The following is a 15764-nucleotide window of genomic DNA, read 5'->3' on the forward strand; positions in this document are numbered from 1 at the left end:
TGTTGCGGGCTTAAATAATAAAGTAAAAAATGTTATAATTACATCAAATAATGTCTACACGATTACTAACAAAAATTGAATTAAAGGAGGATCTGGCAAAGGTTCTTCTTAAGCAAGGATACCGAGTTAAAAATAGTGTTTTGCAGTTGAGGAAAGATGACCGAGAATCCAAACGTCAAGCTCATTTGCTTGCCAAAGCTGAACGAATTATAGCTCAGGAGAATTTCATTTTAAAAAACATATCACTCATTGAAAAATCTTTGATTAATGGTTGTGACTTGGATGTGAGTAAAATTAAGCCAAAATTGATCTTGGTGGAACCTCGCAGTGAGTGGGAAAAAATTTTCCGATGGTGGAGCCTTGTCTGGTGGAGCCTGCCAAATGAAAGGTCTTATGGAAGACAAATGAGATTTATAGTTTGGGACTCATACCATAAAGCACCTATAGGTTTAATCGGTTTGCAAAGCCCTATTTTAAGTTGGTCGGTTAGAGATTCGTTTTTAAAAATCAAACCGGAAAAAAGAGATTACTGGGTAAACCAATCTTTAAGTGCACAGCGGTTGGGAGCGTTGCCCCCATACAATGATGTTTTGGGAGGCAAACTTGTTGCTTCTCTGCTTACGTCAAATGTGGTACGCAATGAATTCGAAAGAAAATATCGCAACGCTAAAACTGTAATGAAGAACCGTAAGATTCCACCAAGATTGTTATTTATAACAACTACAGGGGCTTATGGAAAAAGTAGCATTTATTCTCGGCTCAAATTTGGTGGTCGTGAAATTGTAAAATTTATTGGGTATAGTCACGGAGTTGGCTCTTTTCACATCCCAAATTATCTTTATGATAATTTAATAAAATATTTAGCCTCTAAAGACATCGACACCTCAAGGGGCTACGGTTCAGGTCCATCACGTAAATTACGTTTGATTGACCAGTCAATGTCACTATTAGGATTTAAACATGGTACCAAACATGACATTAAAAGAGGTGTTTATATTTTTGAACTCACAACCAACTTGGAGGCTGTTATAAGTAAAGGCGAAAAACCAAAGTGGGTACACAGGTCAGTCAAGGCGCTGAGTAAATACTGGATGGATCGGTGGGGTATCCCTCGTAGTCAACGCGACAATACTTACCTTAATTTTAATAAGGACAAATTTATCACCCAAACCATTAAAGAGTTAGAGGGATTTAAAAAATCATATAAAAATATCCGCAATGCCTGATTCAAGCCAGGGACAATCGCAGGTTTATAGACACTTACCCGAAGAATTACTTGGAGATATTCTTGAACATGTTCCTCAAACTGTAGAAAAAATGAATAAAATGTTTGATATTCAGGACGAACCGATTAAACAAGGCATAGAAACATTAAAACAAAAAAACATGATCACGAGTCTCTCTGGTAATGTTTTTTCAACCTCATTAATTGCAGTAGACGGTGGAATGGTACTTGAAAAAATGTCAGGTACAGACATTTTGTTGGCCGTTGCAGTAGGAGTTGAGGGTTTGACTGAAGATAAGGGAAGCGGTTGGGAAAAGGGAAAAAATCAGTTTGTCCAGTGGCAGACTGTTCTTCCACACGACGGAGCGAATGCTCGACTTGCCCAAGGAGTTATGTTTTTGATGGAAATGACCGTCCTTTCAAATGATTCACATGAAATACGTATTATGGATGGGACCCACTTTACTCCAATATTGAAAGTTAATAGTTTGCTATCTTCTAACGAAGAAAAGGCTGGGGCTGAATACAAGCAAGCACTAAAAGATTTTTTAAAGGAAACATATAATAAAATAATTCCTGATATACCTAACATTATTTCATCCGCTTTAACTGACGATAAGATAGTAGCCATTGCAAAGTACAGTTCCTCAAGGGATATCTTGGATGCCTACTTGAAAGATAAAAATATAAGCCTGGATGACAAAACTTTTTTTACTCTTGGGCTCTCGGAGAATGAGTATACAAAACCTTTGTCAGTTGGCCAAAGCAAGGAAGAGCGTGGAAAAGTCTGGAACGACTTGCACATAAAATGTAATTTAAAATTTAGTGATGTTAATGATAATGAGTTAGATACTTTATTTAAAAAAATTATCAAGCCTATCAGAACTCAGGAATTCCCTCATAAAGACTCTTCATTATTTTTTACTTATTTTAAACCGTTTAACCAAGGTCCTGCCTACAGAATAGAGATAAAAAAATCTCTTGCGGATGATATCAATAGATTGGAAAAAGTTCTATTGAGTATTAAAAAGCAAATTGTATTTCCAGAAATTCGAGAACCTTTTCCTCAATACTTAGTTGATCTTATGGCTAAAAGTGTTGCTGGGGGGTTATTTGCTATTCAAGAGGCCATTAGGTTATCGCCGGAGCTTAATATTGATAAAGGCAAATTCGATTTACTTTTTCCATATAGAACATAATTATTAAATTAGACTCAAAATGACAGAATCAAAGAAAATTTCAGAAGAATTACTTAAAGTCCTAAATGACCAGTCGCGCGCAATCGTTGGTATCACCGGATCACCGAGTAATACCTTGGATATAGAAATAGACATAACTGAAACAAGTAAATCAGACCGTGTTTTGGGGCAGATGGTTTATGTTGTTGTTGAGGAAGACAATAGGAAAGTCTTGGTAATTGGACAAATTATTAAGATTGAAACAAAAAACAGATGGCATGAAGACATGGCCTTTAAGGGAGTTATAAAAAGACATGGGAAGTTGCCTCATCTGAGTGGAGCTGCCGACAATAGACTGGCTAAAATCAGCGTCCAGGCATGTTATGATTTAGGCGGTTCAGAGCCAAGAACGCACATCCTTGGAACCTCTCCTTCAACTGGTGAAAAAGTGCAGAAGATGGATAATGAAGTTATGAAAAAATTGATGGAAAACCATGGCGAATCAGTCACTTATATTGGTAAAGTCTACGGTACAGATGTTAACCTGCCATTCTGGTTTAAACATTTTGACAAAACTCTTAGCGGAGAGTTAGGAGCAAAGGACGCTTATCATATTGGAATTTTTGGAAAGACCGGGTCAGGCAAAACTGTCACCGCTGCAATGGCTTTATTGGGGTATGCTAAGAATAAAAATAACATGAATATACTGGTTTTGGACCCACAGGGACAGTTTTATGTTGACAACGAACTATTACCTAACGACAAAAAACTTGAACAAGCCGTCGGTGATATTGGGATGAAATACAAAAAGTTTAAAATTTTGGAAGATTTATATTTACCAGGCAATGCCTTTGACTTATTTGGTAATCTTTTATTAAAGAGTGGTTTTGTGAGTAAGTCATTCAATATCCTTAGTGACAGGGAGGTGAATGCAGCTGACGCAATCTCAGAATATTTAGAATCGTATAATAAAAAAAGTAAGGGTAAGTCGGCAAACTTAACAAAATTATCAGACGAGGGTTATAGCCTTGATTTAATGAAAAAAACACTTCAGAAATTTACTGAGGTTACAGAAGATGCAAGTGGTAAAAAAAGTTATAGCCGGTATTTGGATATGATATACTCCGATGGTCGAAGAAAAGATCAAGTTATTGGAAAATTAAATTCCGTCTTAAGTAATGAAACTTATATTAAAAATTTATTTGACAGACGCTGGAGCCCTGTAGCTAAGTTATTTGCACAGGTTAAAAATGATGGGACTAATAAGATTACTGTAAATGAGATAATAGATTTAGTTTCATCTGAAACCGACAAAGGAAATTTTGTAGTCCTTGATATGAGCGAGAGGGGTGGTTCAGAAATCAGTGAGAACTTACAAGCATTGTTTGTGAAGATGGTTCAAGAGGGTCTAATGGAAAAGGGGGAAGACTTCTACACCAAAGATAAAAAAGTGAATTGTCTTGTAGTTATGGATGAAGCTCATCGTTTCATTTCTCATGCGTCATCGGACCTCCAGATAGTCGAATTAACCAAAGATATTATTGATGCTGTTAGAACCACCCGCAAGTTTGGCATTGGCTATATGTTTATAACGCAGACCATAGAGTCTCTTGATGAGGAAATCTTGAGACAAATGCGAATCTTTGGTTTTGGCTATGGACTTACATCTGGATCAGAACTTAGAACGGTTGGCGAAATTATTAACAACCCATCAGCCATTCAGCTATATCGCTCTTTTATTGACCCCAGTAGTAACGGTAAGTTCCCATTTATGTTTTTTGGCCCAATTTCGCCACTTTCATTTACTGGGTCGCCATTGTTTTTAGAAGTTTTTACTGACTATGGTATGTTTGAGACCGTAAATGGTGTCACATCTAATACAGACGCTGGAGGTAAGCCCGAGGAATCAAAAAATGTTGAAAGTAGTTGACAGAGATAAGGCAGTTGATATAATTAAGTTATTACAATTCAAAACGCAGGTAGGAAGTATGTTACTGGGTCATTTTGACCCGGTGGGACGGACACAAAAAATCCGCACTACTCAGGACTAAAAACTTGAGCACAGCTTCTATACGCAGACGGTTGTTTACTGGGCGTACTGACCATTTGTAACATTTAGGTCAGCCTATCGGCGGGTCTTGTGTCTTGAAAAAGCAAGATTGAGCTTAGGAGCCTCCAAATTTTTTCACGAATTAACTATTCGTCCAAAAATTTGGGGGCTTTTTGTATTTCACCAGCTACATTCCGTCCCGAGTTGGACAGGTGCACGTAGCTGGGTACCTGTTCAGCCCGGGGCGGATTTTGCTTAATAGAGCAAATCAGCAGGCTGAAGGGATAATTTAATCAGGCTTAGGAAGGTGCTATAACCAAGATGAATATTAGAGAGGAAAATCTACAACGCTTCATCGACCTCTACGAGAGGAAATATGCTGTCCGCTTAGGCAGGCAGGAGGCTTATAATATGTTTTTAAAGCTGATAAATCTGGTAAAAATAGCCAATTTTGATGCTCACAGCCAGCAATTTACTGACCACACTTAATGTAGTATCGTTGTGGTTGGGAGAAAAATATGCAAAATCAAGAGGAAAAATTAATCTATGTCTCCTACAGGAGAAAATCAAGCGAGTCTGAAGATCGGCAGACTTTAAGCCTGGATTCCCAAAAAAAGGAGCTTAGTGCTTTTGCCGACAAATATGGGCTAAGGGTTAAATTTGATTTTGCAGAATCTCAGTCAGCCTATAGTCGTGGCCGCCCGAAATTTTTAGAAATGGTTGAGTTAATTGAATCAGGTCAGGCTAATGCCATATTGGTTTATCATATTTCCAGATTGGCGAGGAATATGACAGACGGTGGTTTGATTATTGATATGCTAAAGGACGGAGTTATTAAAGAAATAAGAACACCGCACGAACAATATACAAAAGATTCCGGCCAGGAATTTATATTAGCCCTTAATTTTGCCATGTCAAAGAAGAGCTCTGACGATACCTCAGAGTTTGTTAAAAGAGACATTGAAGCAAAATTACGAAAGGGAGAATGGCCCGGCATGGCGCCGACAGGCTATTTGAATCTTGATAGTAATGGAAAAATAGCTGGCAAAAATTATAGTTTAGAAAAACAAATTGCATTGAGCAAAATTAAAAGACCATTGAGACGGATAGAGCATGATCCATTTTTAGCACAACTAATTTCGAAATTATTTGAGAAATCAGCGACCAACCAATACATACTGGATGAACTGGCTGAAATGGCTATGGAGTGGGGTATTATTGGCAACAGAAGCGGCAAAAAGCTCAGCGAATCATCAGTTTATCGTATTTTAACCAACCCTTTCTATTACGGGGCTATTCGTTGGAAAGAGACTATTATTGAACCAGAGGATTTGCCAGCACAAAGCCGCCATGAAGCAATTATCAGTCGGGAGTTATTTAACAGAGTTCAGGAAGTCCTGGGTTTAAGGACAAAATACGTCAGTCCCAAACGATGTTATAAATATTCTAATATTATGACTTGTGGTATCTGCGGCGGCCACATGTCAGGGATTACCGCCAAGGATATTACCTACTATCGTTGTTGTAAGTGCAGAGGCGTCGCTTATGTGAAAGAGGGTGAGCTTGAAAAACAGATAGTGGCTTTTTTAGAAACTATGACCATAGACGAAGATTTTTATAAGCTGGCAATCGAGGAAATAAATCATGCTAATGAGAACGAAATCAAAACCAGAGATGCAATCAAGGACCAGCAGGATCGGGAGCTAAAACATTGTCAGATCAGATTTGATAATTTACTAAGGCTTAAAATTTCACCTGAAAATAAAAACGGAGAACTTTTAAGTGAGGCTGATTTTGTCAGACAGAAAAAGATCATTGACGAAGAGATGTCATCTATCAAGGAAAGGATTGGTGACACAGACAGGCAAAGTCAGAATTGGTTTGATTTGTGTGTAGAATACTTTGATTTTACAACCAGGCTGGTTAATAAGTTTAGAGAAGCCGGTCCGGAGAAACGTCGGGAGATATTTGAATTTTGTTACTATAACCCGCAAATAAACGCGCAAATACTAACGAATAGCGCGAATAACCCGCATAAGTTTATCATTCAGGCAAATTCCATAAACAGCGCCACTATAACCGCAAATAATGACTTAAGTAAAACAAAAACAGCAGCCAATATGGCTTCTGTTTCCGAATGGCGGGAGCGAAGGGGCTCGAACCCTCGACCTTCTGCGTGACAGGCAGACGCTCTAACCAACTGAGCTACGCCCCCGTGAATGGGTCCGCATAGGACCCATTATACATTATTTTTTGATTTGTTCAACAATTTTGGCAAAAGCCTTTGGTTGCTTTTCGGCCAGCTGTGACAACGCCTTGCGGTCAGCTTCGATCTTGTTGTCTTTCAACAGTTTGATGAATTTAGAATAGGTCAAACCGTTGGCGCGACAAGCGGCGTTGATGCGGATCGTCCAGGTTGAGCGATTATCTCGCTTTTTCTTGCGGCGGTCGCGCAGCGCGTGGGTGCCGGCTTTATTCACGGCCGTTTTGGCGGCGCGAATAGTATTGCGGCGGCTCCAGCGATAACCCTTTGTCTTTTTCAACAGTCGTTTTCGTCTGGCAGCGTGGCTTGTGCCTCTTTTAACTCTCGGCATACGTGTAACTTAATTTGTTATGAGTAGGGAATTAACCGTTTGATGTTTTTGACATCAGACTTCGACAGGTCTTGTGAACGACGCTTGCGTCGTGAAACTTTACCGGTTTCTCGAGCATTAAAATGATCTTGCCCGGCATGCTTGGTCAAAAACTTCTTTTTTTTGCCTTTAGTTACTTTAACTTTTTTGGCAGTTGATTTGTGGGTTTTTAATTTCATAATGTGGTGTGAAAATTAAAAAACAGCTTTTTGCTGCTGAGTGCAGATTAATTATTTTTTAGCGATGACGACTTGCAGCTTGCTGCCCAGACGATTTAACGGCTGTTCAATGACAACAGGAACTGCTTCACCGACTTTTTGGATAAACTTATCAATTATCTCTTTAGCCAAATCTTGATGCTGTCGCTCTCGTCCCTTAAGCAAGATTTCAAGCTTAACTTTATCTTCATTGGTCAAAAATTTTTGGGCTTGTTTGATTCGCACATCCGTGTCGTGCTCGGAAATCCGTAACGATAGGCGAATACCTTTGGTTTCAACCTTTTTCTGTTTGGCTTTTTCTTTGCGGCGTTCTTTTTCTTCCTGGTATTTTAGTTTACTATAATTCAATATTTTTGCAACCGGTGGGTTGGCCAGCGGGGATACTTCAACCAAATCAAGTCCGAGGTCTCGCGCCATTTCCAGTGCCTTGGCGGTGGTGACGATTCCAATGTTTTCGCCATTCTCGTCAATCAGCCGAACCTGTTCGGAACGAATATATTGATTGGTCCGATGACGCTTGTTCTGGACCTGATTATATCTAGGTTTTTTTCGGGAAATTCTCAATTCTGTTTAGTTTAATAATAAATGGTGGAGATGAGGGGAATCGCACCCCTGTCTAGAAAGAAGAGATAAAGTAGGTTTACAAGTCTATTCAGCTTTTAATCTTGATCGAAGCGTCTAAAACTGACGAAACCGCGTTCGATCCAGCCTGGGTTGTTTTAACTGATTAGTTAGGCAGCTAAGCAGTCTAGCCTAATGTATAGCACCAGGGTCCGGCTATTAGGCGTGGTCCGGTCTGATGGCTTTGGGTTTTAGGCCAAAGCTGGAGCTAAAGCCAAGGAGCTGAAAGCGCCTCGAACTTTAGCGACAAGTGATTTGGCACTTATCTTTGATGGCAGGTTGATATTTACGAGCTAAACCGTACCAACGCTCGACTTGAGTACTTTAAACCAAAATTCTATCGATTTTAGTCATCCCCCTAACGCCTGATTTTATTGCGGAGTTGGCGTTCAAGGTCGCGTTTTTTGATATCTTCGCGCTTGTCTCGCTGCTTTTTCCCCTTTACAAGACCAATTTCAATCTTGATCAGACTTCCTTTAGTATATACAGAAATAGGCATAATTGTCAAGCCTTGTTCTTTACTTTTGCCGCGTAAATAATCAACCTCTTTTTTAGTCAAAAGGAGTTTGCGGCTTTGCGTCGGATCATAGCCAATTTGAGTCCGGCTGGCGAACTTGTAAGGGGAGATATGAGCATTTAACAGCCATACTTCGTTTTTGTGGTCAACCGTCACGTGGCTACCCTTTAAGTTAATTTGCCCGCCCTTAACTGATTTTACTTCCGGCCCGGATAATACAATACCGGCCTCGAATTTTTCCAGGACCTGATACTCGTGCAATCCTTTTTTATTGACAGTAATGCTGGGCATATATATTAGCAGTATACCATGAAATGTAAATTGACACTCAGAGGTGAAATTTAGTATAATTTAAAAAATAAAGCAAGTAAAAACCATGGAAAATAAAAATTTAACAATCAATATTTCCACCGGAACAATTTTAAAAATCTTAGGAATTTTGTTGGTGTTTTTGTTTATCTATTTTATCCGGGACATTATTTTGCTTTTGTTTATCTCGGTTATTTTTGCGGCGCTGATTGAGCCACTGGTTAATTGGCTGGAACAAAAAAAAGTTCCGCGCGGACTTGGGGTTGGCTTGATTTATGTCACGCTGTTATTATTTTTGTTTTTGACGGTGCGAATGTTGATCCCGCCGATTGTTGAACAAATCGGCCTGCTGACTCAGAATTTTCCCAGCCTGTGGTCGCGTTTAATGGAAAATTTTGAAAGTGTCCGGCAGTATTCACAGGACCAGGGTTTAACGGAAAATATTTTAAGCGGCTTGCAGGGACTGCAGACCACCTTGCGCCAGGCTGCGGGCAGCGCGTATGGTTTTATCGTGACGGTTTTTGAAAATATTGTTAACTTCGTGATGATTTTAGTCATCACCTTTTATTTAGTTGTGGAAAAAGATTCGGTCGCTAGGTTGTTTCGGGCCGTGGCGCCGGCAAAATACCATCAACACTTCAGCAGTTTATTTATTGCAATCCAGAAAAAGACAGGGGACTGGGCGCGCGGCCAGTTGATTCTTGGATTATTGATTGGCATTTTATCGTTTATCGGTTTGATCTTTTTGTTGCCCAAATACGCGTTGGTGCTGGCATTGGTGGCGGGCTTAACGGAGCTGGTTCCGTATATCGGGCCGATTATTGGCGCGGTGCCGGCAGTCTTTTTGGGTTTTACCGTGCCGCCGTTTTCTTTTGGCCGCGGTATGGCGGTTTTGATTTTGTATGTGGTAATTCAGCAGGTGGAGAATAATTTGTTGGTGCCGCAGGTGATGAAAAAATCAGTCGGCTTAAACCCGGTGGTGATTATTATTGTGATGTTGATTGGTGCGCGCCTGGCCGGCATTGTCGGATTGATTTTGGCAATTCCGGTGGCAACCGCGATTGGTATTATTGTGAAAGATTTTGTTCAAAAATCGGAGTTGTCGGAAATCAAAGCCGGACTTGATCATGACGGTGGTATTTCCAACTAATAGATAACGTTGTATACTATAGACGTATTAATTTATTAACGTAGGGAAGAAAATTTTTTTTCCAACATCCTTTGAAGGAGGTAAACATGGCGTACCCAATGCCACCAAAAGTTTCTAAACCAGCCGACATGGCTTCATCACGGCCAGTTGGTTTAGTCGCCAGTCCAAAAACCGGCGGCGGTTCCTGGTTTAAGGGTTTTATCACTTTGATTATTGTCTTGGTAATTATCGGCGGCGGCGTGTATCTGATTGCCAGTTACACGGGCGTTGGCACCGGTTTGATTCCAGGAACTTCATATTTTCAAAATACATGGCAGGCGGTCTTTTTGACCAATGGTCAGGTCTACTTTGGTAAGGTTAGTAAGATTGGATCCGACTCGGTGGTATTGCATGACATCTACTATTTGCAGGTTGTAACCCAGCCATTGCAGCGCAGCCAAGATGAGCCAGCCCCAACCGAAGAGGAACAGCAGCAGGGTCAGCAGCGTCTGACTTTAATTAAGCTGGGCAATGAATTGCACGGCCCCCGTGATGAAATGATTATCAATCGCGATCATGTGATTTTAATGGAAGATCTTAAGGAAGATTCACGAGTGGTTCAGGCCATCAATGATTATATCGCTAATCAGGGCGAAAATAAATAAACGAAAACATAAAACAGCAGACAGTGGCTCGGTTCAACCGGGCCACTTTTGATTCTTGGTCGATTTTTTAGTATAATAATACTAACATTTTGACTATTTTTTTGTTGTTGTCATGAAAAATAAAATAAAAAAATTTTTCGCGTTTTCCTGTATTTTGGTTGTAGGCGTTTTAAGCGTTCCGGCAAACATTTTTGCCCGAACCGAGAGCACTAACTATATCATCTATGCTGATGTTTTTAGTTCTGGTGGTTTAGCAACGTCAAGTTCTGATCTGTATTCATTGTATGACACGATTGGTGAGGCAATGATTTTATCGGCAACGTCTGCCTCAACTTTATATGGATTAAAGGCCGGGTTTCAGGAAATGTATCCTGACCAATATATCACTTTGAGTATTGCCGATACCGCCATTGAGTTGGGGGCTTTGAGTTCAAGTTCGGCTAAAACTGACAGCAACACCATGGTGGTTGATACTAATGCCTCAAACGGTTTTAGCGTCACGGTTTCCGGATCCACATTGACCAGCGGTGCTAATACTATTACAGCCATCGGTGGTACGGCCGCTGCATCGACAGTGGGAAGCGAACAGTTTGGAATTAATCTGGTGGCTAACACTTCGCCGGCGATAGGTTTGGCACCGTCCGGTACGGCGCCAATTGGTTCGGCGGCAGGACAGTATGCCATTGCCAATAGTTTTGCTTTTGCCAGCGGTGACACCGTAGCCTCCTCGGGCTCGGCAATTAATCAGACGACTTTTACGGTTTCATACCTTGCTAACATTTCTGCTTCAACTGAATCGGGAACATATACTACCACCTTAACGTATTCGGCGACTGCTAATTTTTAAATTTACCCAATGAAGCGCTTTATTTTCATCTGTATTTTTGCCGTCGGTGTGCTGTTTTTTTCTCCGGCGGCATCAGCCACCACCATATTTTCGCCGATTATTGAACTTGAAGCCGCACCCGGCGAAACGGTTAATGGTTTGGTGAAGCTGTTTAACGAAACAGCTGAAAATGTGGTTTTATCGTCTGTGGTAGAAGCATTTACCAGCGGGGATGAAACCGGCCAGCCGGTATATTTGCCGCCGGAAGCGCAGTATGATTATTTGAATTGGTTTGCTGTTGAGCAAAAAGAAATTACTTTAACGCCGCGCCAAGTGGCGTTGGTGCCATTTACCGTTAAAGTACCGTTTGATGCGGTTCCGGGCGGCTACTATGCTGTGATTTTTTGGCAAACTTCTTTGGCCGGAGAAAACCAGGCACCAGTGGGGATTAATAGCCGGGTGGGTACGTTAGTTTTTCTAAAAATTTCCGGCGCCGTTACGGAAAGCGGGGAAGTATCTGATTTTGGATTGAAGCAGCCAGACACCTTTTTTGAATTACCGGTTGATTTTACGGTTCGCTTTACTAATTCCGGAAATATTCACTTGCGGCCGACCGGGACTGTTGAGGTGAAAAATATTTTCGGCCAAAAGCATTATTTGGAAATAAATCCGGAGCGAAGAAACGTGTTGCCTAATAGTACCCGGCTGTTTGAGGTGGTTTGGGGAAGTGTTGGCAATAACACCAATTTGGTATCGACATTTTTGACAAAATTAAGCCAGGAGTTTGATTTTTTGGCGATCGGTCCGCATACTGCCACGCTTGAATTGGAGTATGGCTCAACCTCGCCACAGCGTCTGACTGAAACAATATCTTTTTCGATTTGGCCTTGGCGTTTACTGCTAACCGGCGTGGTGCTTGTTGTAATCGTTGTCTTTTTAATCAGGCTGAATAATAAGATTAACCGTTTAAAGAAAAAACTGACCAAGAAAATCAATGAATAGCAGCCAAGCTAAAAAGATTTTATTTGTAAGTTTTGCCTTGACGGTTGTTTTTGGTTTTACTTTATTATCATTAATTTTTTTACCGGTCCGTGCGGCAAGCGTTAATATCAACGCTACGGTTTCCGGCACGAGCGTCTCCTGCGGTAATGGTGTTGCTGAGGCCGGCGAAGCGTGTGATGGCACAGATGATGCAGACAGTTGTTACAATGGCAGTTGTAACTCTGATTGTACGTGTCCTGTATGTGGTGATAACGCGATTGAAGCCGGCGAAGAGTGTGAGGCTGATTCTGATTGTGCCTCTGGTGAATTTTGCAATGACAGTTGCGGTTGTCAGGTTGTCGGTCCCAGCTGTATTCCGGTTGCAACCACCTGTAGTTATGGTGCTTGTGTTGCCGGAACCAAATCGGGCTTTTGCACTAATGGCTGTTCATCTTGGCCGGTTAGCCAGCCGTGCGTAGTGCCTGGTTGCGGCAATGGTGTTATTGAGGCCGGTGAAGAGTGTGATGACACAAACTTGGTTTCAGGCGACGGCTGTTCGGCTTCGTGTCAATTGGAGTTTGGTTGCGGCAATGCTTCGATTGATCCTGGTGAGCAGTGTGATGACGGTAATGTCGTTGGCGGTGATTGCTGTTCGGGCTCGTGTCAGAGTGAAATTTTAATTACTGGCGTTTCGGTTTCAACAACCAATACGAGCGCTGCGGTTAGCTGGACGACGCCGTGTCAGTCAACCGGGTCATTGTTGGAGTGGGGCAAGACAGTTGCCGTCAGCGAGGGTTCAGCTAGTTTGTCCGGAGGAAACTATAGTCACGCCATCAACGGATTAACGCCAAATACTGTTTATTTTTACCGTATTACCGCCACTAGCGGCTCGTTGCAAGCGGTGCATAACGGTTCTTTTTTGACGACTGGCGGGGTTGAAAATTGTACTAATGGTTTGGACGATGATAATGACGGTTTTTGTGATTATCCGGCCTCAAATTGTTCGGACAGCTCAACACCGGGCGATCCGGAATGCTCCTGTAGCCCTAATTTTATTTGTACGCCGCAGGCTTGCAATAATACCACTGGTAAACAAACTGTTGATTGTGTTGACCAAACTGTTCCAAAGTGCGAAAGCGATTATAGCTATGAGCAGGATTGTGATGTGTGTCCGGGCGTTACCTGCGGCCCGTGTCAGGATTTGGACGCCAACAGCTGTTCTTGTGTCGTGCGGCCAAATTGCTGTGGCAACGGCAACTGTGAGCCGCCAGGAGAAGACCCCTATAGTTGTGTAGTTGACTGTCCGGCTGATTGTCTGTCTGATTGGGAGTGTAGCGATTGGTCACCGGCGGTTTGTCCTACGACCGGAATTCAAACTCGCGATTGTTTTGATAAAAATGCCTGTCCAGTGCCGATTAATAAACCGGCCACCAGCCAAACTTGCGGCGGGGTCTGTGTTGGCTTAAGTTGCGGCACCTGTCAGGCGATTGATGCGGCAACGTGTACTTGCGTTGAGCAAGTCACCTGTTGTGGCAATGGCATTTGTGAAAGCGGTGAAAATCATGTTGCTTGCGCCCAGGATTGTGTTGAGGCTTGTCAACCGAACTGGACCTGTAACGGCTGGGGAGCGTGTGCTAATGGTGTCCAGAGCCGTGAATGTTATGATTTGAATAATTGCAATCTAAACCTTGATCGTCCGCCGGAGGTTAGGGCTTGCGGCGGTGATTGTGAAGTGGCCTGTTCGACTTGTCAGCAGATTGATTTGGGCAGTTGCAGCTGTTTAGCAACCACTCCTTGTTGTGGTAATAACAGTTGCGAAACTAATGAAACGGTTTGGTCGTGTCCTGTTGACTGTGGATTGCCGCCGGAATTTCGTTTGACGCTTACTAAATGTCTTGACGGACTGGACAATGATGGCGACGGTCTGACTGATTATCCGGCCGATCCGGGGTGTACCAAGCCATCTGACAGCAGTGAACTTAATTTAACGGAAGTATTTAATAATGTTTCAGAAGTTATTTCCGACGTCGTCGTTGATCAGGTTTTAAATAACCCGGTTGTTGAGACGGCCAACGAGACAATTGCGCCGGTATTAGTAACGGCGGTTGCGGTTAACACCTTTGCTACTTTTTCTTTCTTCAACTTTTTCTCGTACGTTCAGTTTTTTGTCACCCAACCGTTTGCAGTGTTGTTCCGTCGTAAGCGTCGCAAGTGGGGAGTTGTTTATAATTCATTAACCAAACAGCCCGTTGATTTGGCGATTGTCCGGTTATATCGAAAAGACAACGGTCAGCTGGTTCGTTCCCAGGTTACCGACAAAGATGGGCGATATAGTTTCTTGATTGATCCCGGAAAGTATTACATGACGGTCACTAAGCCGAAGTACGATTTCCCAACACAGCACTTGAAAGATGAAAAAGAAGATGTGCGCTACCTTGATTTGTATCACGGCGAAGACGTTGACGTCACCGAACAGCGAGCGGACATTACGGCCAATATTCCCATTGATCCGATTGTGGAAGAAAAGCCAGTGGCGCGGGTTATTTTGCAGTACTATTTACGCAAAGTCCAGTACATTGCCGCTTTTTCAGCCATACCATTGGCTGCAATTTCGATGATTATTAGTCCTGGAACGCTGACGTTTGTGATGTTTGGGTTTCATTGTTTGCTGTATGTGTTATTCCGTCGCTTGGGCTATCAAAAACCGCCGAAGAATTGGGGAATTGTCTATGATAGCACTAATAAAAGGCCAGTGGGCCGGGCAATCGCCAGAATTTATGACAAGAAATATAATAAGTTGCTGGAAACCAGGGTTACTGACAGCAAGGGTCGTTACTCATTCTTAGTAAACAACAATGTCTATTATGTGACGGCTGAAAAATTAGGCTATAAGCAGGCTAAAACCTCTGACATTGATTTGTCTGAAAAGGGTAAAGATGCAGTGGTCGGAATGGATATTCCTTTGGAAAAGGGTCAGGGCGTTACTGAAGCTCCGGCGCCAGAAATTAAACCAGCCGCACCGTTACCGGCTAAACCACCGGCCGACAAGGTTGGTTTGCCCGCCGTATCAGCTACTCAGCCAACACACGAGGTTGATCAGCCGGTTTTGGATAGTGATGATATTTTCCAAAAGTTGAGCCATTTGGAAGTGGGTAGGGAATCCCTTGAGGAGCTGATTAAGGCGAAAAAAGAGGTTGAACAAATTGAGGCGGAAGTTGAGGATCGCCAAGAAAATTTAGAACAGCTTGAAGAAAAAATTGATGATATTAAAGAAAATCTGGAAGAAAAAATCGCCAAATTAAATCAGTCAAAAGATAATACGCCTAAACCGGCAACTACCACATCAGCGCCAAAGGCGCCCGAACCACCAAAACCTCAGTCTGGTGGTGAAAAACCTAACATTTTTGGTTAA

Annotated in this window: 12 protein-coding genes, 1 tRNA gene, 1 other RNA gene and 1 pseudogene; 9 read left to right on the forward strand and 6 right to left on the reverse strand. The window is 42.1% G+C overall.

The features are described 5' to 3' along the window. Positions 1–50 precede the first annotated feature (50 nt). From HUU49_03625 to HUU49_03640, 4 genes and pseudogenes are all read left to right on the forward strand, one after another. Entirely contained in the window at positions 51–1226 is a 1176-nt protein-coding gene (locus HUU49_03625; GenBank protein ID NUM25685.1) for a DUF4338 domain-containing protein, read from the forward strand. Next, the gene (locus HUU49_03630) at positions 1219–2424 is read left to right on the forward strand and encodes a DNA double-strand break repair nuclease NurA (protein NUM25686.1); all 1206 of its coding nucleotides are present in this window, start codon (positions 1219–1221) and stop codon (positions 2422–2424) included. Before HUU49_03625 ends, HUU49_03630 begins: the two co-directional genes overlap by 8 nt. Before the next feature lie 19 nt (positions 2425–2443). After that, entirely contained in the window at positions 2444–4333 is a 1890-nt protein-coding gene (locus HUU49_03635; GenBank protein ID NUM25687.1) for an ATP-binding protein, read from the forward strand. Positions 4334–4971: 638 nt separating this feature from the next. Then, positions 4972–5442 (forward strand): annotated as a pseudogene (locus tag HUU49_03640) (recombinase family protein). Between the two features lie 1149 nt (positions 5443–6591). On the opposite strand, the gene HUU49_03645 reads toward HUU49_03640, so the two are convergent. The 6 genes from HUU49_03645 to smpB form a co-directional block, all read right to left on the reverse strand. Next, positions 6592–6668 (reverse strand) — tRNA-Asp (locus tag HUU49_03645). Between the two features lie 31 nt (positions 6669–6699). Beyond that, positions 6700–7047, reverse strand: coding sequence for a 50S ribosomal protein L20 (gene rplT / locus HUU49_03650; GenBank protein ID NUM25688.1), 348 nt, complete (start codon positions 7045–7047; stop codon positions 6700–6702). A 17-nt stretch (positions 7048–7064) separates the two neighbouring features. Next, a complete protein-coding gene (locus HUU49_03655) occupies positions 7065–7265 on the reverse strand; it encodes a 50S ribosomal protein L35 (GenBank protein ID NUM25689.1) in 201 nt (66 codons plus the stop codon). A 51-nt stretch (positions 7266–7316) separates the two neighbouring features. Then, positions 7317–7868 carry a translation initiation factor IF-3 gene (locus tag HUU49_03660; GenBank protein NUM25690.1) on the reverse strand — a complete coding sequence of 184 codons (552 nt, stop codon included), beginning with the start codon at positions 7866–7868 and terminating at the stop codon, positions 7317–7319. A 22-nt stretch (positions 7869–7890) separates the two neighbouring features. Beyond that, positions 7891–8283: a transfer-messenger RNA gene (ssrA, locus tag HUU49_03665) on the reverse strand. Further along, positions 8284–8733 carry an SsrA-binding protein SmpB gene (smpB, locus tag HUU49_03670; protein ID NUM25691.1) on the reverse strand — a complete coding sequence of 150 codons (450 nt, stop codon included), beginning with the start codon at positions 8731–8733 and terminating at the stop codon, positions 8284–8286. 85 nt (positions 8734–8818) lie between these two features. On the opposite strand from smpB, the gene HUU49_03675 reads away from it, so the two are divergent. The 5 genes from HUU49_03675 (at position 8819) to HUU49_03695 (ending at position 15764) form a co-directional block, all read left to right on the forward strand. Further along, complete coding sequence (locus HUU49_03675) at positions 8819–9901, forward strand: AI-2E family transporter (GenBank protein NUM25692.1); 1083 nt, start codon at positions 8819–8821, stop codon at positions 9899–9901. Positions 9902–9987: 86 nt separating this feature from the next. After that, positions 9988–10545 carry a hypothetical protein gene (locus HUU49_03680; GenBank protein ID NUM25693.1) on the forward strand — a complete coding sequence of 186 codons (558 nt, stop codon included), beginning with the start codon at positions 9988–9990 and terminating at the stop codon, positions 10543–10545. A gap of 112 nt (positions 10546–10657) precedes the next feature. Beyond that, positions 10658–11392, forward strand: coding sequence for a hypothetical protein (locus tag HUU49_03685; GenBank protein NUM25694.1), 735 nt, complete (start codon positions 10658–10660; stop codon positions 11390–11392). A gap of 9 nt (positions 11393–11401) precedes the next feature. Further along, positions 11402–12373: a hypothetical protein gene (locus HUU49_03690; protein ID NUM25695.1), complete on the forward strand. Its 972-nt coding sequence runs from the start codon at positions 11402–11404 to the stop codon at positions 12371–12373. Next, positions 12366–15764 (forward strand): carboxypeptidase regulatory-like domain-containing protein, encoded by a 3399-nt coding sequence (locus HUU49_03695; protein ID NUM25696.1) that lies wholly within the window; start codon positions 12366–12368, stop codon positions 15762–15764. Before HUU49_03690 ends, HUU49_03695 begins: the two co-directional genes overlap by 8 nt.

It is taken from the genome of Candidatus Buchananbacteria bacterium, from assembly GCA_013359225.1.
Lineage (GTDB): Bacteria > Patescibacteriota > Patescibacteriia > Buchananbacterales > UBA6539 > JABWCG01.

Excerpts from the sequence above, each read along its gene's own strand:
- HUU49_03690 (NUM25695.1), top strand. The coding sequence starts at position 11,402 with ATGAAGCGCTTTATTTTCATCTGTATTTTTGCCGTCGGTGTGCTGTTT.
- HUU49_03680 (NUM25693.1), top strand. The coding sequence starts at position 9,988 with ATGGCGTACCCAATGCCACCAAAAGTTTCTAAACCAGCCGACATGGCT.
- HUU49_03685 (NUM25694.1), top strand. The coding sequence starts at position 10,658 with ATGAAAAATAAAATAAAAAAATTTTTCGCGTTTTCCTGTATTTTGGTT.
- rplT (NUM25688.1), bottom strand. The coding sequence starts at position 7,047 with ATGCCGAGAGTTAAAAGAGGCACAAGCCACGCTGCCAGACGAAAACGA.
- HUU49_03625 (NUM25685.1), top strand. The coding sequence starts at position 51 with ATGTCTACACGATTACTAACAAAAATTGAATTAAAGGAGGATCTGGCA.
- HUU49_03655 (NUM25689.1), bottom strand. The coding sequence starts at position 7,265 with ATGAAATTAAAAACCCACAAATCAACTGCCAAAAAAGTTAAAGTAACT.
- smpB (NUM25691.1), bottom strand. The coding sequence starts at position 8,733 with ATGCCCAGCATTACTGTCAATAAAAAAGGATTGCACGAGTATCAGGTC.
- HUU49_03635 (NUM25687.1), top strand. The coding sequence starts at position 2,444 with ATGACAGAATCAAAGAAAATTTCAGAAGAATTACTTAAAGTCCTAAAT.
- HUU49_03630 (NUM25686.1), top strand. The coding sequence starts at position 1,219 with ATGCCTGATTCAAGCCAGGGACAATCGCAGGTTTATAGACACTTACCC.
- HUU49_03675 (NUM25692.1), top strand. The coding sequence starts at position 8,819 with ATGGAAAATAAAAATTTAACAATCAATATTTCCACCGGAACAATTTTA.
- HUU49_03695 (NUM25696.1), top strand. The coding sequence starts at position 12,366 with ATGAATAGCAGCCAAGCTAAAAAGATTTTATTTGTAAGTTTTGCCTTG.